The sequence below is a fragment of the Thiomonas sp. OC7 genome (assembly GCF_900634595.1).
Lineage (GTDB): Bacteria > Pseudomonadota > Gammaproteobacteria > Burkholderiales > Burkholderiaceae_C > Thiomonas > Thiomonas arsenitoxydans.
In genome coordinates, this window is sequence record NZ_LR131953.1 from 1577109 (window position 1) to 1596505 (window position 19397).

The 19397-nt window shown below is 64.0% G+C and carries 19 protein-coding genes and 1 tRNA gene; 15 read left to right on the forward strand and 5 right to left on the reverse strand.

What is annotated here, in order from left to right:
• Positions 1-10 precede the first annotated feature (10 nt).
• Positions 11-1663: an apolipoprotein N-acyltransferase gene (gene lnt, locus BIO17B3_RS07635; protein WP_156053644.1), complete on the forward strand. Its 1653-nt coding sequence runs from the start codon at positions 11-13 to the stop codon at positions 1661-1663.
• Here lnt and BIO17B3_RS07640 read toward each other — a convergent pair.
• Positions 1555-2013 carry a DUF2784 domain-containing protein gene (locus BIO17B3_RS07640; protein WP_156053645.1) on the reverse strand — a complete coding sequence of 153 codons (459 nt, stop codon included), beginning with the start codon at positions 2011-2013 and terminating at the stop codon, positions 1555-1557. The genes lnt and BIO17B3_RS07640 overlap by 109 nt on opposite strands.
• A 187-nt stretch (positions 2014-2200) precedes the next feature.
• Between BIO17B3_RS07640 and BIO17B3_RS07645 the strand changes: the two genes are divergently transcribed.
• Both BIO17B3_RS07645 and BIO17B3_RS07650 read left to right on the forward strand, forming a co-directional pair.
• Positions 2201-2845 (forward strand): TlpA disulfide reductase family protein, encoded by a 645-nt coding sequence (locus BIO17B3_RS07645; protein ID WP_156053646.1) that lies wholly within the window; start codon positions 2201-2203, stop codon positions 2843-2845.
• Between the two features lie 13 nt (positions 2846-2858).
• Positions 2859-4178, forward strand: a complete 1320-nt coding sequence (locus BIO17B3_RS07650; RefSeq protein WP_013124331.1) for an MFS transporter — start codon at positions 2859-2861, stop codon at positions 4176-4178.
• A gap of 85 nt (positions 4179-4263) precedes the next feature.
• On the opposite strand, the gene BIO17B3_RS07655 is transcribed toward BIO17B3_RS07650, so the two are convergent.
• The 3 genes from BIO17B3_RS07655 to BIO17B3_RS07665 form a co-directional block, all read right to left on the reverse strand.
• Entirely contained in the window at positions 4264-5208 is a 945-nt protein-coding gene (locus BIO17B3_RS07655; protein ID WP_156053647.1) for a c-type cytochrome, read from the reverse strand.
• Between the two features lie 12 nt (positions 5209-5220).
• Positions 5221-5886, reverse strand: coding sequence for a c-type cytochrome (locus BIO17B3_RS07660; protein WP_013107295.1), 666 nt, complete (start codon positions 5884-5886; stop codon positions 5221-5223).
• Between the two features lie 194 nt (positions 5887-6080).
• On the reverse strand, positions 6081-6500 hold the full coding sequence (locus tag BIO17B3_RS07665; RefSeq protein ID WP_156053648.1) for a YidB family protein: 420 nt from the start codon (positions 6498-6500) through the stop codon (positions 6081-6083).
• Between the two features lie 158 nt (positions 6501-6658).
• Here BIO17B3_RS07665 and BIO17B3_RS07670 point away from each other — a divergent pair, with 158 nt between their 5' ends.
• The 12 genes from BIO17B3_RS07670 (at position 6659) to BIO17B3_RS07725 (ending at position 18127) form a co-directional block, all read left to right on the forward strand.
• Positions 6659-7951, forward strand: a complete 1293-nt coding sequence (locus BIO17B3_RS07670) for a glutamate-5-semialdehyde dehydrogenase (protein WP_156053649.1) — start codon at positions 6659-6661, stop codon at positions 7949-7951.
• Positions 7952-7968: 17 nt separating this feature from the next.
• A complete protein-coding gene (locus BIO17B3_RS07675; protein WP_013107298.1) occupies positions 7969-8268 on the forward strand; it encodes a hypothetical protein in 300 nt (99 codons plus the stop codon).
• Between the two features lie 22 nt (positions 8269-8290).
• Positions 8291-8758, forward strand: a complete 468-nt coding sequence (locus BIO17B3_RS07680; RefSeq protein WP_013107299.1) for a DsrE family protein — start codon at positions 8291-8293, stop codon at positions 8756-8758.
• Positions 8759-9005: 247 nt separating this feature from the next.
• Positions 9006-9308, forward strand: coding sequence for a c-type cytochrome (locus tag BIO17B3_RS07685; RefSeq protein ID WP_156053650.1), 303 nt, complete (start codon positions 9006-9008; stop codon positions 9306-9308).
• Between the two features lie 13 nt (positions 9309-9321).
• Positions 9322-10614 carry an FAD/NAD(P)-binding oxidoreductase gene (locus BIO17B3_RS07690; RefSeq protein ID WP_156053651.1) on the forward strand — a complete coding sequence of 431 codons (1293 nt, stop codon included), beginning with the start codon at positions 9322-9324 and terminating at the stop codon, positions 10612-10614.
• A 154-nt stretch (positions 10615-10768) separates the two neighbouring features.
• On the forward strand, positions 10769-11233 hold the full coding sequence (locus BIO17B3_RS07695) for a DsrE family protein (RefSeq protein ID WP_156053652.1): 465 nt from the start codon (positions 10769-10771) through the stop codon (positions 11231-11233).
• Between the two features lie 48 nt (positions 11234-11281).
• Positions 11282-12661, forward strand: coding sequence for a 16S rRNA (cytosine(967)-C(5))-methyltransferase RsmB (gene rsmB / locus BIO17B3_RS07700; protein WP_156053653.1), 1380 nt, complete (start codon positions 11282-11284; stop codon positions 12659-12661).
• A complete protein-coding gene (locus BIO17B3_RS07705; protein ID WP_156053654.1) occupies positions 12658-13248 on the forward strand; it encodes a DUF4390 domain-containing protein in 591 nt (196 codons plus the stop codon). The genes rsmB and BIO17B3_RS07705 overlap by 4 nt, the downstream gene beginning before the upstream one ends.
• Complete coding sequence (locus BIO17B3_RS07710) at positions 13245-15548, forward strand: ATP-binding protein (protein WP_156053655.1); 2304 nt, start codon at positions 13245-13247, stop codon at positions 15546-15548. The genes BIO17B3_RS07705 and BIO17B3_RS07710 overlap by 4 nt, the downstream gene beginning before the upstream one ends.
• Before the next feature lie 12 nt (positions 15549-15560).
• Positions 15561-16280 (forward strand): response regulator, encoded by a 720-nt coding sequence (locus tag BIO17B3_RS07715; protein ID WP_156053656.1) that lies wholly within the window; start codon positions 15561-15563, stop codon positions 16278-16280.
• Between the two features lie 113 nt (positions 16281-16393).
• Positions 16394-16469: transfer RNA gene (locus tag BIO17B3_RS07720), tRNA-Phe, on the forward strand.
• Positions 16470-16621: 152 nt separating this feature from the next.
• Positions 16622-18127: an amidase gene (locus BIO17B3_RS07725; protein WP_156053657.1), complete on the forward strand. Its 1506-nt coding sequence runs from the start codon at positions 16622-16624 to the stop codon at positions 18125-18127.
• A 43-nt stretch (positions 18128-18170) separates the two neighbouring features.
• On the opposite strand, the gene BIO17B3_RS07730 is transcribed toward BIO17B3_RS07725, so the two are convergent.
• Positions 18171-19373 carry a hypothetical protein gene (locus tag BIO17B3_RS07730; RefSeq protein WP_156053658.1) on the reverse strand — a complete coding sequence of 401 codons (1203 nt, stop codon included), beginning with the start codon at positions 19371-19373 and terminating at the stop codon, positions 18171-18173.
• Between the last annotated feature and the right edge of the window lie 24 nt (positions 19374-19397).

The window sequence follows — 19397 nt, forward strand, 5'->3', positions numbered from 1 at the left end:
TCTCATCCTCATGTCCGAACGTCCCGCCAAACGCGATACCCAGAGCGCAACCGCCAGCGCCCCGCCGCGCGGTCTGCAGCGCCAATTCACTCAACCCCGGTTCGCGCCGTTTGTCTCCATCGTGCTGGGCGTGCTGCTCGCCCAGACCTTCGGGCGGCCGCAGCTCGGCGGATGGTCGATTGTCATTCTGGCCGCCTGGATCAGCCTGCTGTGGGCCGATACGCAGCCCCTCCCAAAAGACCGGGCCAAGCGCGGCGCCTTGCTCGGTTTCAGTCTCGGGCTAGGCTGGTTCACGGGCGGGCTGTGGTGGCTTTATATCAGTATGGCGGTGTATGGCGGCATGGCGCCGCCGATTGCGGGCGGCGCCTTGCTGTTGTTCTGTGCCTATCTCGCCCTCTACCCCACGCTGGCCGCTGCACTTGCAGCCGCACTCGCCCCCGCGGCAGGACGCGAGCCCTGGAAACTGGCGCGCGCCATCGGCGCCGCGCTGGTGCTGGCCGGAGGGTGGACGCTGGCGGAATGGTTGCGCGGCACGCTGTTCACCGGATTTCCGTGGCTGGCCCTGGGCTATGCCCAGGTCGGCAACCCGCTCTCGGGCTACGCTCCGGTGATCGGCCAGTACGGCGTGAACTTCGCCGCCGCATTGGCCGCCGCGCTGTTGGCGCTGCTCTCGCAAGTGAGTCTGCGGGGTGCGCTGGTCAGTCTGGGTCTGCTGGTAGCACTTTTTTTCGGCGGCTTGCAATTGCAGCAGGTGCGCTGGACGCATGCGGTGGGCCCGACGCTCAAAGTCGCATTGCTCCAGGGCGATGTCGCCCAGTCGGAAAAATTCAAGCCAGAAACACTGGGCCCCACGCTGCAGCTCTACGGCAACTGGCTGAGTTCGCTCAAAGCCAATCTCATCGTCACGCCGGAAACCGCCGTGCCCGTGCTGCCCGAAGATCTCGACCCCGGCTATCTGCGGCAGATCGAGCGGGCGCTACGCGAGCACCACACCGCCGCGTTGCTGGGCATTCCGCTCACCCGCGGCGCCAATCAATACACCAATAGCGTGCTGGGACTGGGGGGCGCTGCGCCCTATCGCTATGACAAATCGCATCTGGTGCCGTTTGGCGAATTCGTGCCCTACGGTTTTCACTGGTTTGTCAAACTGATGGACATGCCGCTGGGCAGCTTTGCGCGCGGCGGGCTCGATCAGCCGCCCTTTGTGGTGCAGGGCGTGAAAGTGGCGCCGAACATTTGCTACGAAGACCTTTTCGGCGCGCAGATGGCGCAGCGCTTTCGCAACCCCGCGCACGCGCCGAATGTGTTCGCCAACCTGACCAATCTTGGCTGGTTCGGCAACACCATCATCATCCCGCAGCATCTGGAAATCGCGCGCATGCGTTCGCTGGAATTCCAGATCCCCGGCATTCGCGCCACCAACACGGGCGCCACCGCCATCATCAACGCCCACGGCCAGGTCGCCGCAGAGTTGCCGCCCTACACCGTCGGGGTACTGACCGGCTCGGTGCAGGGGCACGCGGGACTGACGCCGTTCGCCCGGCTGGCCTCACGCTACGGCGACTGGCCAGAGGTGCTCCTGGCGGCGTTCGCCTTGCTGCTGGGCTGGGCCTTGACCCGCCTGCAGCGCGGCGGCACCCACCACCACAACGCCAGGGTGTAGGCCCCCACGGCCAGATAGATGACGGTGAACACCGCCAGGGGCAGATTCCAGAAAATCAAATGATCGATCCAGGTCTGGATCAGGCCTGCGGTATAGCCGCGCTGTCCGGCGTCTTGCATCAGCGCGCTCTGCCACAAGGTGAGAAAGCAAGCACGCCCCAGCGCTGCCTGCGCCGCCACCACCGCCATCGACAGCAGATGCGCTGCGCGCCAGACGCAGCCGCGCACCCAGCGCCAACGCCGCCATGCGCCCAGCGGCACGACGATCAGACCGGCCACGTTGAACACAATCACGCCCAGATGCACCGCGAGAGCAAGGTGCGCCAGTTGCAGATCGAGTGAGGCAGGCATGGCGTAAGCGGGTCAGCAAAGATGCCACCATACGCCGAACAGGCACTACAACCCGTTACGTCGCCCTAAGCGCGGCCCGGCTATGTTGTCATCATTCGCCACGCCCGCGCCGTCTGCGTGATGACCTCGGGATGTCGGCGTCAGCCGCCGCCGATGGCGTGGTCATTTCATTTGTTGGAGCCGTTTCATGCAGTCTCTTACCGTTTTTTTGCGCCGCGCCAGCGCCGCAATCGTGCTCTGCGCCGCCTGCGCGCCCGCTTCCTGGGCGGCGGGATTCACCTTTACCCCCTACCCCACAGCGCACAAGTTGCCGCTGTCTCAGGTCACTTTCGAAAACGCGCAGGGCAAGCACATGACCCTGGCGGATTTCAAGGGCAAGGTCGTGCTGCTCAATATCTGGGCGACCTGGTGCCCGCCCTGCGTCCACGAAATGCCCACGCTGGACAAACTGCAAAAGCTGCTTGGCGGCAAAAACTTCGCTGTCGTGCCGCTTTCGGTGGACAAGGGCGGCATCTATACCGTGAAAAGCTTTTACGACGATAACTTCATCAGCCACCTGCCGATCTACGTCGACCCCACCACCCAGGTGCTCGACACCCTGAGCATTCTGGGCACGCCGACGACCATCCTGATCAACAAGCAGGGCGAAGAGATCGCCCGCACCATGGGGCCGGAAGATTGGGACAAGCCGGCTGTGATTGCCCAGATCAAGCATTACATGGCCTCCCCCGCAGGCTCGGCGGCCAAGCCGCCGCAACAGGCGCGCACCGTGGAAATTCGCGACACCCGCGTGGCGACCGCCGCAACCACAACAGGTGCTGCGCCGGAATAAGCGCGGCGGGAAAATGCAGACTGCAGCGCCCGAAGCATTCACCCAGCGGCCCGGTGACGCGTTCAACCACAAGCGCGGCGCCTGGGCGCAGATTTCTCCGGCGGCGCGGCGCATCATCCTCGCCCGCACTGCGCGGAGCATCGGTCAGGGCGCGCTGGTCGCCGCCTTCACCCTGTACCTGCACGCGCTGAACTGGAACGCGCCGCAGATCGGCGCGGTGCTCAGCGGCGGGCTGTTCATCGGCGCGGCACTCACGCTGTGGATCGGACCGTTGAGCGACCGGCTCGGGCGACGCCAGTTCCTGTTGGGATACGAGCTGGTTCTCGTCGTTTGCGCGGCTGTGGCCCTGCTCGCCGCCACACCCTGGCTGCTGGTGCCCGCGGCCTTGCTGGGCGGATTTGGCCGCGGCGCCAATGGAGCCGCCGGTCCGTTCGGGCCGCTGGAGCAATCGTGGCTGGCCCACGGCACGCCGCCCGCGCTGCGCTCACAGATTTTCAGCCTGAACTCCACGCTGGGCATGCTCGGCATGGCGCTGGGCGCCGTGTTGGGCGCTGCACCCCATTGGCTTAGCGCCCTCATGCCGACGGATTGGGCTTACCGCAGCCTATTCATCCTGCCGCTGCTGGGCTCGGCGATAGGGTTTTTTCTGCTGCTGAAAGCCGAAGACGCCCCGACAGCGACAAACCCTGAAGCTCGTCCGCTGGCCCTGGCAACGGTTCCCGAAGACCAAGATCAGGCGGATCGCCAAGCCCGTCACCTGCGCGAAAACGCCTTGCTCTGGCGGCTCGGATTGGTGAACGCGCTCAACGGCCTGGGCATCGGCATGGTCGCCCCGCTGATGGCCTATTGGTATCTGGTGCGCTACGGGCACGGGCCGGCCAGCATTGGGCCGGCCATGGCGGTGAGCTTTGTTTTCGCCGCTTTCGGCGCGCAGATCGCAAGCCGCCTGGCGCAGCGCTTCGGCGCGGTGCGGGCCGTCGTCGGCATGCGCACGATGGGGCTGATCATGCTGGTGCTCACGCCTTTGTCGCCGGTGTTCTCGATCGCAGCCGGTTTTTACGCCCTGCGCGCCACCGCGAATCAAGGCACCATGGGCGTGCGTCAGGCACTGACGGTGAGCCTGACGGGCGCGGATCGGCGCGGTCTGGCCGCAACGGTCAACAATGTGTCCATCCAGATTCCGCGCGCCATTGGGCCTTTGATTGCCGGGGTTTTGCTGCACCTGGGCTGGCTGATCGCGCCGTTTTTTGTGGCGGCCACGTTTCAGGCCGCCTATCTGGTTTTGTATCAGCGGTTTTTCAAAAACATCGAGCCGCGCGACGCGGCCCCCTGAAAGCGCAACGCCCCGCAGAAGCAGGGCGTCGTGACGGACATCAGGCGGAGCTCGACGATCACTCAGCGATGAATCCGCTGAACAATCAGCGAGGTTTGGGCGCCCCGATGTCGCCCAGCAGCTTGCCGTTGACCTTGGAGCCGTACAGGCTGAACTTGCTGTCGTGGAACTTGGCACGGGTGGCCGCCACGCTGCCCTGCCAGCGCGGGTCTTGCGGGCGCTCCTGCGCGTCCATGAAATAGGCGACGTCCCAGGCCTCCTGCGGGCTCAGGCTATAGCTCATGCCGTAGGGCATATTGGCGTAAATAAACTTGGCCGCGTTTTTGTAGCTGCCCATGCCCGCGCCCCAGTTGAACGACTTGGGACCCCACAGCGGCGGAAACACGGTTTCGCCGTTGACGTACTGCCCTTCTCCATTGGCGGCGTGACACAAAATGCACTTGGCCTCGTACACCTTCTGACCCCGCACATAGTCGGGCGCCTGCTGCGGCTCGGGCAGGTTCGGGTAACCGCGCCCCGCCACTTTTTCATCGACCGGCAGCCCCTTGGAAAGCCAGTAGGAATAGCTCTCCAGCGCCACCAGGGTTTTGCTGCCCAAGGGGGGCGCCTTGCCGTTTTGGCTGAACTTGAAGCAGCCTTGCAGGCGCTCCTCGAAGGTGTTGACCTTTTTGTTCTTGCCGCGATAAGCGGGATAGCTGACATACGCCGCCCATAGCGGCGCTGAGCCCGCCATGCGGCCGGCGTCGGTATGGCAGTTCACACAGCTCAGGGTGTTGCCGACAAAGTCTTTCGCGTATTTGGGCGTGTCGAGCATGATGTCACGCCCGAGCTTGACCATCTTGCCGAAATCATCATCGGGAATGGCCGACTCTGGCGGCGGGGTGAATTGGGCGCCTGTGCCCACCGCCGCATTGATTTCCGACTTCGGAGGCGCCATCGGCGCATCGGCCGCCAAGGCCGAAGCCGCAGAAGCGGCAAATAGACCAAGCGCGCACAGCGCCAGCGTCATAGGGGTTTGTTTGCGTGTCATGGTGCGCTCCGATCAATGTTTTGCCGAGGCGGACTTGGCAGCCGATTGGGCAGGACTCAGGGGCTGCGCCGCGAGCCATTGCGCCACGGCCTGCGTTTGCGCATCGGTCATGCGCAAGGCGACGGTGTGCATCAGGCCCAGCGGATCGCCGCTGCGGCTGCCATCCTTCCAGGCCTTGATCTGCGCCTCGATATAGGCGGCGCTCTGGCCGACCAGAGCGGGGAAGTTCTCACCCACGCCAACCGCTCCCGGGCCATGGCAGCGGATACAGGCGGGAATGCCTTTTTCCCAATCGCCGCGCAGCGCCAGCCGCTCACCCTCGGCCGCCGCCGCTCCGGTTGGCATGGGCGCGGGTTTGCCGCTGGGCTTGAGCTTGGAGTAATAAGTCGCCAGTGCGGTGACCTGCGCTGCACTCAGCGGTTTGGCCATGCCGGACATGATGGCGTTGTTGCGCGTGCCGTCGGCGAAATAGCGCAGTTGATCGGCTAGATATTGCTCGGGCAGACCCGCCAGCCGCGGATAACCCGCAGCCGCATTGCCCATGCCATCGGCGCCGTGACAGGCGATGCAGGACGCCGCTTCAGGCGGGGCGGCAGCCCAGCTCGCAGGCGCGGCCCAAAACAAGGCGCCGAGCGTGGCCACGGCCAGCACTCGGCGCATCGGGATGAATTGACGCATGGGGAGACTCCTCTCAAGTCGGTGCAGGGTTTCATATTGCGCGGCAAATGACGATTGCCGTTGCGGGAAAACCCTGTCAGGGTTGAGGAGAAGTCTAAAGGCGGTTGGCGGAATGAACAAACGCCTTCTGTCGATATCGATCAGAAATGCGATTGCTGGTCTGATCGAATCTGCGTCAAAACATTACCGGGGCTTCAACCCAGCAGCTTGCCCAGCATCTGCTGCGCGGTCGCCATCAGATCGCCCTCGGCCGGCAACTGGCCACCCGGCGTGAGTTTGTCCACCACATCGGGCAGCGCCTGCGACAACTCCCCTGCGGCCTGTTCCGGCTGAATGCCGAGTTTGCTGGCAATATCGCCCAGTGCGCCGCTGCCCAGCACCTGCTGAATCTGCTCGGCCGAAATCGGCAGATTCGAGCCCGTGCCCACCCACGACTGCACCAGATCGCCCAGGCCGCCCTGCTGGAACTTATCCAGCAGCCCACTCAGACCGCCGCTGTTGTTCATCAGCCCCATGACCACCTGCAGCATCGGGTTGTCCCCCGCTGCGCCCTGGGCCTGCTGGCCTCCCAGCATCTGCCCCAAACCCCCAGACACGCTATCGAACAGTCCCATGATTCACTCCTTGGTCGATAATTCAGTTCAGCAAGTCCAGCCCCCTTGGCGCACAATTGCACCTCGCTTGGGCGACCTGAATAGCTTATTAGGATTGCATGACCTTGAGTATCGTTTGTCGGCCCGAATTTTGAAACTTCTGCTTTATTTACAGTTTCATGGACGCTTCTTCTGAACAGATTCACACCCTGATGGCCGACCTCGGGGCTCGTGCTCGCGCCGCCTCGCGCGACATGGCCCGGGCATCAACCGCGGCGAAAGATCGTGCGCTGGTCGCGCTGGCCGCCGCCATCCGGGCGCATCGTCCCGCCCTGCAGGACGCCAATCTGCGGGACCTGCACGCAGCGCGCGAAGCCGGGCTGGAAGCGGCGTTCGTCGATCGTCTCACCCTGAGCGATAAGGTGGTCGAGCAGATGGCGCAAAGCTGCGAGCAGGTCGCCGCGCTGGCCGACCCGATCGGCGGCATTGACGGCGTGCGCCGCCGACCCAGCGGTATCAGCGTGGGGCAGATGCGGGTGCCGCTGGGCGTGTTCGGCATGATTTACGAGAGTCGGCCCAATGTCACCATCGAGGCCGCGTCGCTCGCCATCAAGAGCGGTAACGCGGTCATTCTGCGCGGCGGCTCAGAAGCCATACACAGCAACCGCGCGCTGGCCGATCTGGTGGCGCAGGCGTTGCAGACTGCGGGTCTGCCCGCCGACGCGGTGCAACTAGTGCCGACCACTGACCGTGCCGCCGTGGGGGCGCTCATCACCATGCCGCAATTCGTCGACGTCATCATTCCGCGCGGCGGCAAGGGGCTGATTGAGCGCATCAGCGCCGAAGCGCGGGTGCCGGTCATCAAGCACCTCGATGGCAACTGCCATGTGTATGTGGACAGCGGCGCCGATCTCGACATGGCCGTTCGCGTGACAGAAAACGCCAAGACCCAGCGCTACAGCCCGTGCAACGCAGCCGAGTCCTTGCTGGTCGCCCGCGATATGGCGGCTGATTTCCTGCCGCGCACCGGCGCCGCGTTCGTGCGCAAGGGCGTGGAAATGCGCTGCTGCCCGGCCAGCCGCGCCCTGCTCGCTGCCGTGCCTGGCGCCGCACCGCTGCTGCGTGATGCCACCGAGGCCGACTGGAGCGCCGAGTACCTCGCACCCATCATCTCCATCAAATTGGTGGAGGGGGTGGATGAAGCCATCGCCCACATCAACCGCTACGGCTCGCAGCACACCGACGCCATTCTCACCCGCGATCACCCCCGCGCCATGCGGTTTTTGCGCGAGGTCGATTCGGCCAGCGTCATGGTGAACGCCTCGACGCGGTTCGCTGACGGGTTCGAATATGGCCTGGGAGCGGAAATCGGAATTTCCACCGACAAGTTCCACGCCCGCGGTCCGGTGGGTCTGGAAGGCCTGACCAGCGTGAAGTGGGTGGTGCTGGGCGACGGCGAAGTACGCAACTGATTTTTTCTCCATCACTCATGACTTCCCCCCAGATCGAAACCGCCGTTCTCACCCTGCCCACCCTGCTGCGCATCAATGCCGCCATTGGCGCGGGTTTCGGCGTGCTCAGCGCCTTGCTCACCGCGGTGGTGAAGTGGCGCGACTTCAATGGCTTCGAGCTGCTGGCCATCCTGCCCGGAGCGGTGTTTTTCAATACTCTGGCGCTGGTGTTCGTCACCCTGGTGGGGTATTGGCTGTACCGCTGGCTGGCTGAGCGCCAGCACTGGAGCCTGCATCATCTGCACACGCGGCGCACCCATCCGCACACGTCAGCCTGACCCAAAAATCGAGGAGACCTCCATGAATCCACGCGACCGCATCAGACTGCTCGGCGCAGGCCTCATTGGCCTGGGTGGCGCCCAGCTCGCGCAGGCGCAGACGCAAGGGCCGGTGGCAGCGCAGCAGATTTCCAGCGAGCCGTGGAAAGTGGCGTTTCAAATCAGCGACAGCCTGGAGCAGGCCTATGAGGGGCTGATCAATATCCAGAACGTGCTGGAACTCGACCCCAAGATGCAGTTCATCGTGGTGGGTTACGGCAAGGCCATTCACTTTCTGCTCAACGGCGCCAAAACGCCGCAAGGCGCGCTGTTCTCCGGGATGATCGGCGATTTGGCCAATCAGGGCGTGCAGTTCAAGGCCTGCAACAACACCCTGACCTTTCTCAAAATTCCGCAAAGCGAACTGGTGCTCGAAGCGACGGTGGTTCCGGCGGGGGTTTATGAGCTGGTCAAGCTGCAGTCCGAGGGCTGGTACTACATCAAGCCCTGAGTCGATCCACGAGACGGCCTCAGCGGCAGGTTGCCACCTCTCGGCTGTCAGCACCCGCTCGACTTGTGTGACCCGGATCACACAGCCGCTCGCCTACGCACCCTGGTATTGACAGCGCTCAAGCGCGGCAAATTCCTGCTGGTTCACCCGAATGTATCCATTTGCTACATTTCGCTACCTTTTGCTTTAGATCAAAGACTTTTGATGTCTTCTGGTCTGCAGCTAAACCCCCTCAAGGAGGCATCGAATGTTGCGCAAACTGTTGTTGACGACGTCCCTGCTCTGCGCCACGGGCGCGGTGCAAGCGGCCGATCTGGTCACGCCGAGCCAGGCGCTGGCCGCCACCTGCTTCAACTGCCACGGGCCGCATGGCGTGTCCACCGCAGCCATTCCCTCACTGGCCGGGCGCACCTCGGCGTCGATCGTGGAGACCATGGCGGAATACAAGACGGTCAAACGCACTGGCACCATCATGCCGCAGATCGCCAAGGGCTACACCGATGAGCAGATCGCGGTCATCGCCACCTATTTCTCGCAGCAAAAACAGTAAGGACGCACACGCCATGCAATCCCGTCGCAAATTCCTGGCAGGCGCCGCCACTGTGGGCGCCATCGGTCTCGCACCCGCGCTGTCGGGCTGCGCCAGCACCACCCGCAGCGCCGCGGGCAAAGGCAAGGTCGTCATCGTCGGCGCCGGTTATGGCGGCTCGACTGCGGCCAAATACATCCGTGACTGGTCGGGCAACGCCATCGAGGTGACGGTGGTCGATCCGGGCGATGCCTTCATCTCCTGCCCTGTTTCCAATCTGGTCATCGCCGGCGCCAAGTCGATGCAGGACATCACCACCTCCTACGACGCGCTGCGCGACCGCCACGGCGTGAAATGGGTCAAAAGCATGGTGGAAAGCATCGACCCTGCCGCCCACACCGTCAAGCTCGCCAACGGCGACACGCTGAAGTACGACAAGCTCGTGGTCTCGCCCGGCATCGATCTGATGTTCGATACGGTCAAGGGACTGAAAGCTGCGAATGAAGCGGGCAAGCTGCTCATTTCCATGAAAGCCGGCCCGGAAACCGTGGCGCTGCGCCAGCAGATCGAGTCCATGCGCGACGGCGGGGTGTTCGCCATCTCGGTGCCCAAGGCCCCCTACCGCTGCCCGCCCGGCCCTTACGAGCGCGCCACGCTGGTGGCCGCCTACTTCAAAAAGCACAAACCCAAGTCCAAGGTCATCATTTTCGACGCCAACGACAAGGTGCAATCGAAGGAGCCGCTGTTCAAAAAAGCCTGGGCCGAGATGTATGCGGGCATGGTGGAGTACGTGCCCGACCGCAACGTGGTGGGGGTGAACGCGCAGACGATGGAAGTCGAGTTCGAAGTGGACAGCCCGGTGAAGGCCAATGTGATCAACGTCATTCCGCAGCAGCGCGCGGGGGTCATTGCCCAGCGGACCGGGCTGGCCAATATGAACGGTCGCTGGTGTGCGGTGAACTACATGACCTTCGAATCGACGGTGCACAAGGACATCCACGTGCTGGGCGACTCCATACAGATCTCGCCACTCATGCCCAAATCGGGTCACATGGCCAACCAGCACGCCAAGGTCGCAGCGGCGGCCATTGTGTCCATGCTCTACGACCAGCCGGTCAACAACCATCCGGTAGTGATGAACACCTGCTACAGCATGGTGAGCTTCGACAAGGCGATTCACGTCGCCACGGTGCACCAGTACAACGAGAAGGAAAAGACCTATCTCACCGTTCCCGGCTCGGGTGGCATCTCGGCAGGGCTGTCCGACGTCGAGTCGCACTACGCCGAGGCGTGGGCTACCAATATCTGGCGCGACAGCTTGTCCTGATCACACGCCCACGCGCCGCAGGGTCTGGTTTTGCCCGGATTGTGCGGTGCGTGTTTCGCAGGCATCATGTAATGGTCGATTTGATGTCGGCCCTTTATTTTTCGCGGCAACGCCAACAGAGCGCAATGCGACAACCATCCCAAGGAGGAGACAAATGGAGAACACCCCCAATCGCCGCAAGGCACTGGCTGCGGCAACCGTTGGCGCTGCTGCACTCATGGTCAGCACCACCGCGCGCGCTCAAGGCCGCGCAGACAAGGAAGGGCCCGTGAAAGTGGTCTATCACATCACGCAGGGTGACTCACAGGGCTCGCGCTGCCTGGGCAATGTGCGCAACCACCTCTCCGCAGACCCCACGGCGAAAATCGTGGTCGTCGGCAATGGGGCCGGGATTGATTTCATGCTCAATGGCGCGGTGGATGGCAAAGGTGCCGAGTTCGCCGGGCTGATCGGCGGCCTCGCAGCACAGGGCGTGTCGTTCCGCGTGTGCAACAACACCCTGACCTCGCGCAAAATCCCTAAAGACCGCGTGCTGCTCGATGCCACCATCGTGCCTTCCGGCGTGGCCGAGGCCGCCAATCTGCAATACCGTGAGGGCTACGCCTACATCTGCCCTTGAGCCTTCGCCGCTCAAACGGCTCATCCAGCGGGAGGCTGCACCGATAATGTGCCGGTGACCTCCCCTTCCCAACCTACCGTCCCGTCCGCCCAGCGCCCCTTGTGGCGCGATCTGATCGCCTGCGCGCAGTTGATTGGCGCGGTACAGGCGGGCGCCTCACTTTCCGCCGCCTTGCCCCAGGCCGCAACGCGCGGCAAGTGGGATGCCAGCCAGCGCGGCGCAGCGCAGGCGCTGAGCTTTGCCGTCTTGCGCCATCTCGGCACGGCGCGGGCCTTGCTGGCCGATCTGCAGCCCAAACCGATCCACCCGCCCCTGCTGCGCGATGTCTTGCAGGCCGCGCTGGCGCTGCTCCTGCCGGATGCCCCCGCGCACTACGCCGCACACACCGTGGTCAATCAGGCCGTCGAAGCATGCAAGCGCACGCCTTCGCTAAGTCATGCCCAAGGGTTTGCCAACGCCTTGCTGCGACGCTTTGTGAGCCAGACAGCCGACATCGAAGCGGTGCGAATGAGCACCCTGGAGGCGAGATGGAATCACCCGGACTGGTGGGTGCAGGCTCTGCAGTCGGCCTATCCCGCCAACTGGCTAGGCGTGCTCGAAGTCGCGCAGCGACAGCCTGCCATGACGCTGCGGGTGAACCCCCGGCTTCAGTCGCGCACCGACTATCAGGCCGCGCTCGCTGCGTGCGGGCTGACGAGCACGGCGCCAGACGACCCCCTGCTCGACCAAGCGCTCATTCTGAAGCAGGCGGTGGCGGTTGAGCGCCTGCCCGGCTTCGAGCGCGGCTGGGTGAGCGTGCAAGACGCCGCCGCGCAATACGCCGCCGCCCTGCTCGACGTCCAGCCGGGCCAGCGCGTGCTCGACGCCTGCGCCGCGCCGGGCGGCAAGACCGTGCATCTGCTCGAACGCTGCGATTGCGACCTGCTCGCCCTCGACAAAGACGCTCAGCGTTTGCGTCGGGTGGAAGACACCCTGGACCGCCTCGGCCTGCAAGCGCACACCCTCGCCGCCGACGCCGCCCATCCAGCCACCTGGTGGGACGGACAGCCCTTCGACCGCATTCTGCTCGACGCGCCCTGCAGCGCCTCGGGCATCGCCCGCCGCCACCCCGACATCCGCTGGCTGCGTCGCGCCGCCGACATTCCCGCGCTCGCGGCCACGCAAGCCGCGCTGCTCGACGCGCTTTGGCCGCTGCTGCGGCCCGGCGGCAAACTGCTGTACGTCACCTGCTCGGTGTTCCCGCAGGAGGGGGTGGAGCAGGCCCGGGCCTTCCTCGCCCGCCATGCCGATGCGATAGCATCGCCCGCGCCGGGGCAGTTGTTGCCGCAGGAACCCGCGCCCGATCAGACCGGGGATGAACCCGGCGCTGGCGCTGCGATTCATTCGCAAGACGGGTTCTTCTACGCCCTGTTCACCAAAGCATCGTGAAAACCCGCCCCGCCTCCCCCGACCCCATGCGCCGCAAGCTGCTGCGCAACGGCCTGGCGCTGGCCGCAGGCGTCAGTCTGTTCTCGCGAGCCGGGGCCACCTCGGTCGATACCGAACCGCTCATGCTGACCATGAGCCCGGAGGGTTTGTTTGTCACCACGGCCGCCGTGTTCGCCTTGCCGCGCAGCCTCGAAGACGTGCTCCACCGCGGCATTGCGCTTTATTTCGAGACCGTGGTCACGGTGGTGCGCCCGCGTTGGTACTGGTTCAACGAGGACATCGCTCAGGCCCGGCGTGAAGTGCGACTGGCCTATCAGCCGCTGCTGCAGCGCTACCGCGTCTCCGTGGGCGGGCTACAGCAGAACTATGACAGCCTCGACGAGGCGCTGGGCGTGGTGCAGCGCACCCGGCACCTGCGCGTGGCCGAACCCTCGCAGCTCACGGCCGGTCAGACCTACCAACTCGATGCGCGGTTCAAGCTCGATCTGTCGCAGTTGCCACGGCCGTTTCAGCTCAATGTCTCTTCTCAGTCGGACTGGAAAATCGAAGCGACCTTTCCGCCGCAACCCTTCGTGTGGACGCCATGACCCGGCCGAGCGGCAATGCCTGGGACAGTCGCACCTCGCGCTGGGCCACGCGCATGGCGCTGGCGCTGGGCCTGCCGCTGGCGGTGTTCCTAGTTTTTCTGCTGGCGGTATCAACCGACAACACGGGGCAACCCAGCCCATTCTTTGCCTGGCTGTACTGGATCAATTTTGTCGTGGCGGGGGTGTTGCTGTTGGTCGTGCTGGCACTCGGTCTTCGGCTGGGCTGGCGCCTGCACAAGCGGCGCTTCGGCAGCCGTCTGCTGTTCAAACTCGCCGCGGTGTTCGCCTTGGTCGGCGTGCTGCCCGGGGTCGTGATCTACACCGTGTCTTACCAATTCGTCGCCCGCAGTATCGAGACCTGGTTCGACGTCAAGGTGGAGGGCGCGCTCAGTGCGGGCCTGAACCTGGGGCGTACCACGCTCAATGTGCTGCAGAACGATCTGCAGTCCAAGGCCCGCAACCTGTCGGTACAGATCGCCGACGACCCGACCCTGCTGTCTCCGCTCTCGATGGAGCAGCTTCGGCAGCAACTCGGGCTGCAACAGATCACCGTGTTCGATGGCAATGGCACGGTACTCGTCACCGCGGGCGGAAACCCGTTCTCGCTGGTGCCCGATCTGCCCGGCCCGAACAGCATGCGGCAGCTGCGCACCATGGGCTCCATTGCCGACATCGAAGGCGGCGACGACGGCGCCAGTCAGACCCCACAAACGCTGAAGCTGCGGGTGGTGGTCAGCCTGCCCACGCGCCATTTCGTCCTGCCCGGGCATGGGCGCTATCTGCAACTCATCCAGAACGTGCCGCAAGCCATCTCCAGCAGCGCCCTCGAAGTGCAGCGCGCGTATGGCGAATATCAAGAGCGCGCCCTGGGCCGTGAGGGCCTGAAGCGCATGTACATCTCCACCCTCACGCTCACGCTGTTCCTCGCCGTGTTCCTGGCGGTGCTGCTGGCTGTGGTGCTGGGCAACCAATTGGCCAAGCCGCTGCTGCTGCTGGCCGACGGCATGAAGGCCGTGGCCGAAGGGGATCTGCGGCAGAAGCCCAACTTCCAGCGCAATGACGAGCTCGGCGTGCTGGTGCGCTCGTTCAATGCCATGACCAACCAGCTCGCCGAAGCCCGGGCTCAGGTGCAGTTCAATCACGACGCACTGGAAGCGTCGCGCGCTTATCTGCAAAGCGTGCTCGACAACCTCAGCACGGGCGTGCTCGTCCTGGGCAGCGATCAGCGGCTAGCCCTGGCCAACCCCAGCGCCACCCGGCTGCTGCGCGCGCCGCTGCAAGGCCTGATCGGCCAGCCGCTGAATCAGCACCCCAGCCTGCAGGCCCTGGCGCAGACCATCGCCGATGCCTTTACTTCGCTCGACGAACAAGAGGATGCGGGACCCAGCCCGCACTGGCTGCAGCAGATCGAGTACCCGCTGCCGGGCAGCGACGCCACCATCACCTTGCTGGCCCGGGGCGCCCGGCTGGCCTTGCCCGGACAGCCCGCATCGGTCGTTGTGTTCGACGACATCTCCGAGGTCATCTCCGCACAGCGCTCGCTCGCCTGGGCCGAAGTCGCCAGGCGACTGGCGCACGAAATCAAGAACCCGCTCACGCCCATCCAGCTCTCGGCCGAGCGCCTGCAAATGAAGCTGGCCGCCAAACTCGAAGGCGCCGATCGCGACATGCTCCAGCGCAGCACCACCACGATCGTCAACCAGGTTCAGGCCATGCAGCACATGGTCAACGACTTCCGCGACTACGCACGTCTGCCGGCCGGCAAACCCGAGGCCATGAACCTCAACGCACTCATCCAAGACGTGCTCAATCTCTACACCAGCCTGCCCGCACACGATGGCGCCAGCCCCGAAGAAAAGCCGCAGGTAAGGGCCGACCTGGCTGCCGATCTGCCCCACATTCTCGGCAACGCCACGCAGCTGCGGCAGGTCATTCACAACCTGCTGCAAAACGCCATTGATGCGGTCGCCGCACAGCCCGAGCGCAAGGTGCGCATCCGCACCGAGGCCCTGCCGACGCCCTCTGGCGCCGCCCTGCGCGTGCGTCTGAGCGTGAGCGACAACGGCCCCGGCTTCAGCGACAAAATCCTCAACCGTGCCTTCGAGCCCTATGTCACCAGCAAGCCTCGGGGCACCGGTCTGGGTCTGGCCGTAGTGAAAAAAATCGCAGAGGAACACCACGCCCGCATCGAGATTCAGAACCTGCAGTCAGAGGGGTCGGTTTGCGGCGCACGCGTTTCCCTTATATTCCCTGGGCTGGCGCAACAACATTCTGTGGATGCGCCCCAGCGGCAAGCATGAGAGTGAGTCGGTATGGCAAGTATTTTGGTAGTTGACGATGAGATGGGAATTCGGGAGCTGCTCTCGGAAATTCTCAATGACGAAGGGCACACCGTATCGCTGGCCGAAAACGCCGCGCAGGCCCGGCAGCTGCGCGCCCAGGCCCGGCCCGACCTCGTGCTGCTCGATATCTGGATGCCCGATACCGACGGCGTCACCCTGCTCAAAGAATGGTCCAGCAGCGGACATCTCACCATGCCGGTCATCATGATGTCCGGTCACGGCACCATCGACCACGCCGTAGAAGCCACGCGCATCGGCGCCATGGCCTTTCTCGAAAAGCCCATTGCCCTGCAGAAGCTCCTGCAATCCGTCTCGCAAGCGCTCACCAAACCTGTGGCCCGCAGCGCCAGCGGCGTCAACCCCGCATCACCGCTCGCGGTCATGCCCGGCGTCAGCGCCGTGCAGGCGCAGCAACCCGTGGCCCTGCCCGCAGAACGCGCCTTCCTGCTCGACCGCCCCTTGCGCGAAGCGCGCGATGAATTCGAACGCGCCTATTTCGAATTTCACCTCACACGCGAAAACGGCAGCATGACCCGCGTAGCCGAAAAAACCGGGCTCGAACGCACACACCTCTATCGCAAGATCAAACAACTCGGAGTCGATCTCGGCCGCGGTTCGCGCAACAGAAATGAACCCTCGTCCGTCCAGGACGACGAGGCCATTACGCATCTAGACCCCTCCGCCGAATAAGCCGCCACGAGCCGGACATTGCGAGTGCCCTGAAAAATTTTGCTAGGATGTTCGTTTTTCGAAAATGCTGCGCTCCGAAAAATCGCTTTTGCGCATGCAGTTTCTGAAATTTTGGCCAGGTAGCTCAGTTGGTAGAGCAGCGGATTGAAAATCCGCGTGTCGGCAGTTCGATTCTGCCCCTGGCCACCAAGTGGATTCAACAACTTAGCCCCGCCTAACCCGCGGGGCTTTGTTTTTTGCGCCAAATTTTGTGCCAAATCTCCCGCCTAAAGTGCGCTGAGGCCCCCCCTCACCGAGAGGCCTTTTTGTTTCCCGCTGGATGTGCTTTCATTGAGCACGACATGTCGACTCAAAACCCATCTGCCATTCCGTCTCACATTCCGGATGCCCTGGATCTTGCTGAGCGTATCCGCCGTGGCGAGTGTGATGCTGCGGAGGTCTTGCAAAGCGCAATCGCGCGCTGTGATGCGATCAATCCGCGAATCAATGCCGTCATCGCAGATTTGCGCGAGCACGCCAAAGCCGGGTTGAAGCACGCGCGCACCGGGGACGCCCCGTTTGCGGGTGTTCCGTTTCTGCTCAAGGACCTGAGCATGGATCTAGCCGGGTACGGTACCAGCCAGGGCAATGCTGCGTTGGCCCGCAGACCAGTGGCGCAGACCGACGCGGTCGTGCGGCGGTGGGAGCAGGCCGGGCTGTTGATTTTCGGCAAGACCAATACGCCGGAGCTGGGCTTGAAGGCCATCACCGAGCCGGTGGCGTTTGGGCCGACGCGCAATCCGTGGAATCTCGACCACACGCCCGGCGGCTCTTCTGGGGGTGCCGCGGCTGCGGTGGCGGCGGGTATTGTGCCGGCGGCGGCTGCGGGAGACGGCGGAGGGTCGATCCGTATTCCGGCGGCTTATTGCGGTTTGTTCGGGCTCAAACCTTCGCGTGGGCGGGTGAGTTGTGCGCCTCAGTTCGATGAGCAGTGGGAGGGAGCCGTCAGCACCCATGCGATTTCCCGCACGGTGCGCGACAGTGCGGCCCTGCTCGATGTCATCGCAGGCCCGGAGCCGGGCGATCCGTTCATCGTCCAGCCGCCGGCCCGGCCCTTTTCGCAGGAGCTGCAGGCGCCGACACAACGGCTGCGCATTGCACTGAGCACGGCTTCGCCCATCGGCGGCGCGGTCGATGCCGTCTGGTCGCGCGCCGCTTCGGATTGCGGGCAATTGCTGCAATCGCTGGGGCATCACGTCGAATGGATCGACCCCGTGGGCGACGGCATGCAACTGGCGCGCGATTACCTGACGATGTACTTCGGACAGGTGGCGGCGCAATTGACCTGGTGGCAGCAACAGGGCGTGCCCGCTTCGGCTTTCGAGACGGACACCCAGGCTCTGGGGTTGATCGGACGCGGCCTTGCGGCGGGCGACTATGCCCTGGCGCGTGCGCGCTGGAACAGCCCGATGCGCGCGCTGGGCCAGTTGTTCACGCGCTTCGATCTCTACCTCACACCCACCTGCGCGCAACCTCCGGCTCGCATCGGCGAGCTGGCGGCGCCAAGGTGGCAGCGCACGGCGTTGCAACTGATTCTGCGGTTCGGGCTCGACGGGGTGTTGCGCCGCAGCGGTCTGGTGGAGCAACTCGCCTTCGACAATCTGCACCGCACCCCGTTCACCCAGTTGGCCAACCTCACCGGCACGCCAGCGATGTCTGTTCCATGGGCCCTGGACGACAACGGTTTGCCCGTGGGCGTGCAGTTCGGCGCCGCCTGGGGGCGTGAAGACTTGCTGTTTCAACTGGCCACTCAACTGGAGCTGGAACGCCCCTGGGGACATTGGCGCCCACCAGTCTTTGCCGCATGAAAAAAAGGACGCCGAGGCGTCCTTTTTTGCCTACCGAGCGGCGTCAGGCCGACGCCAGTTGCAGGCGCGGCTTGAGCAAAATCTTGCCAAACAGGCGGAAGTACACCTGAATGGTTTTGAGTTGCACGGCGATCAGGGGCGCCATGAGCAGGTAATACATCCATGAGCCCGCGCCCACCAACTTGGGAATCACCAGACCGAAGCTGATGAAGAACATGCCGAACACGAAAAACGCCACGCCAGGGCAGATCAGCGCGAAGGCGCCCGCGTTGGATTTGGCGCCGCCGGCATAGTCGGCAAAGTAATTGACCTTTTTCATCACCGCATAGCCGATCAGTCCGAAGATCACCTGTAGCGACACGACCACCGTGGTGAACAGCAGCAGATCCGTCGGATGGTTGGCGTTGCCGAATTGATGCGACAGACCCATGGACCAGCGAATCCAGGTGATGCCCAGCAGAGTGAGAATGGGGATGACAATCCACAGACTGCCCGCGGCCTGCGGCTGAATGCCATGGCGCAAAATGGCGTCGAACCCGAGCACGATCTTGATGAGCAGCAACAGAATGGCCGTACTGGCGAAAAAGATCGACAGCACCATGGCGATGGCGTTGATCTCGCGGTGATGGCTCATGGCGCCGGGTGCAGCCAGGCCCACGGCCACCATCGCCAGAGCGAAGATCGACACCATCGGCGCCAGCGAGTTGTTCTCGGCGAAGTCGAACTGCGCATGCACGAACAGCCGGGTGAAGTAAGCGCCGAGAATGCGCAGGGCATAGATGCCCACGGCGAGGAAGGCGGCAATCGCGCCCGGATACATCCACTCCACCACGCTCCACAAATTCGGCACGAACACTGCGCCAAGGACGAAGGCGACGTTGATGGTCATCGCCAGGGTCAGCGGCACGGCCATGAGGTTGATTTCGGCGTTGGAGGTCAGCAGCTTTTTGTAGGCGTCGGTCTGGCGGAATAATTTGAACTCGCGCAGATTCCACGCCAGCAGCCAGAAATGCAGCACGGCAAACAGGATGATCGTCGCCAGATCGATCCCGATCAGCGCCGAATTGAGCGCATTACCCCCGGCCGTGAGCGCGGGCCACAGGTGATTGAACGTCACCATCGGCGTATCCGGGTGCGGCAGCAGGAACATGGGATAGATAAAAAACGACACCGCAAGCCCACCGGCGCCCAGTGCGGCGAGGAAGTACATCGGTGAATAGCGTTCTCGGAGGTTGTTGACCAGCATGGTGGTTCTCCTGGGAGAAAAAGG

Excerpts from the sequence above, each read along its gene's own strand:
- lnt (WP_156053644.1), top strand. The coding sequence starts at position 11 with ATGTCCGAACGTCCCGCCAAACGCGATACCCAGAGCGCAACCGCCAGC.
- BIO17B3_RS07640 (WP_156053645.1), bottom strand. The coding sequence starts at position 2,013 with ATGCCTGCCTCACTCGATCTGCAACTGGCGCACCTTGCTCTCGCGGTG.
- BIO17B3_RS07645 (WP_156053646.1), top strand. The coding sequence starts at position 2,201 with ATGCAGTCTCTTACCGTTTTTTTGCGCCGCGCCAGCGCCGCAATCGTG.
- BIO17B3_RS07650 (WP_013124331.1), top strand. The coding sequence starts at position 2,859 with ATGCAGACTGCAGCGCCCGAAGCATTCACCCAGCGGCCCGGTGACGCG.
- BIO17B3_RS07655 (WP_156053647.1), bottom strand. The coding sequence starts at position 5,208 with ATGACACGCAAACAAACCCCTATGACGCTGGCGCTGTGCGCGCTTGGT.
- BIO17B3_RS07660 (WP_013107295.1), bottom strand. The coding sequence starts at position 5,886 with ATGCGTCAATTCATCCCGATGCGCCGAGTGCTGGCCGTGGCCACGCTC.
- BIO17B3_RS07665 (WP_156053648.1), bottom strand. The coding sequence starts at position 6,500 with ATGGGACTGTTCGATAGCGTGTCTGGGGGTTTGGGGCAGATGCTGGGA.
- BIO17B3_RS07670 (WP_156053649.1), top strand. The coding sequence starts at position 6,659 with ATGGACGCTTCTTCTGAACAGATTCACACCCTGATGGCCGACCTCGGG.
- BIO17B3_RS07675 (WP_013107298.1), top strand. The coding sequence starts at position 7,969 with ATGACTTCCCCCCAGATCGAAACCGCCGTTCTCACCCTGCCCACCCTG.
- BIO17B3_RS07680 (WP_013107299.1), top strand. The coding sequence starts at position 8,291 with ATGAATCCACGCGACCGCATCAGACTGCTCGGCGCAGGCCTCATTGGC.
- BIO17B3_RS07685 (WP_156053650.1), top strand. The coding sequence starts at position 9,006 with ATGTTGCGCAAACTGTTGTTGACGACGTCCCTGCTCTGCGCCACGGGC.
- BIO17B3_RS07690 (WP_156053651.1), top strand. The coding sequence starts at position 9,322 with ATGCAATCCCGTCGCAAATTCCTGGCAGGCGCCGCCACTGTGGGCGCC.
- BIO17B3_RS07695 (WP_156053652.1), top strand. The coding sequence starts at position 10,769 with ATGGAGAACACCCCCAATCGCCGCAAGGCACTGGCTGCGGCAACCGTT.
- BIO17B3_RS07710 (WP_156053655.1), top strand. The coding sequence starts at position 13,245 with ATGACCCGGCCGAGCGGCAATGCCTGGGACAGTCGCACCTCGCGCTGG.
- BIO17B3_RS07715 (WP_156053656.1), top strand. The coding sequence starts at position 15,561 with ATGGCAAGTATTTTGGTAGTTGACGATGAGATGGGAATTCGGGAGCTG.
- BIO17B3_RS07725 (WP_156053657.1), top strand. The coding sequence starts at position 16,622 with ATGTCGACTCAAAACCCATCTGCCATTCCGTCTCACATTCCGGATGCC.
- BIO17B3_RS07730 (WP_156053658.1), bottom strand. The coding sequence starts at position 19,373 with ATGCTGGTCAACAACCTCCGAGAACGCTATTCACCGATGTACTTCCTC.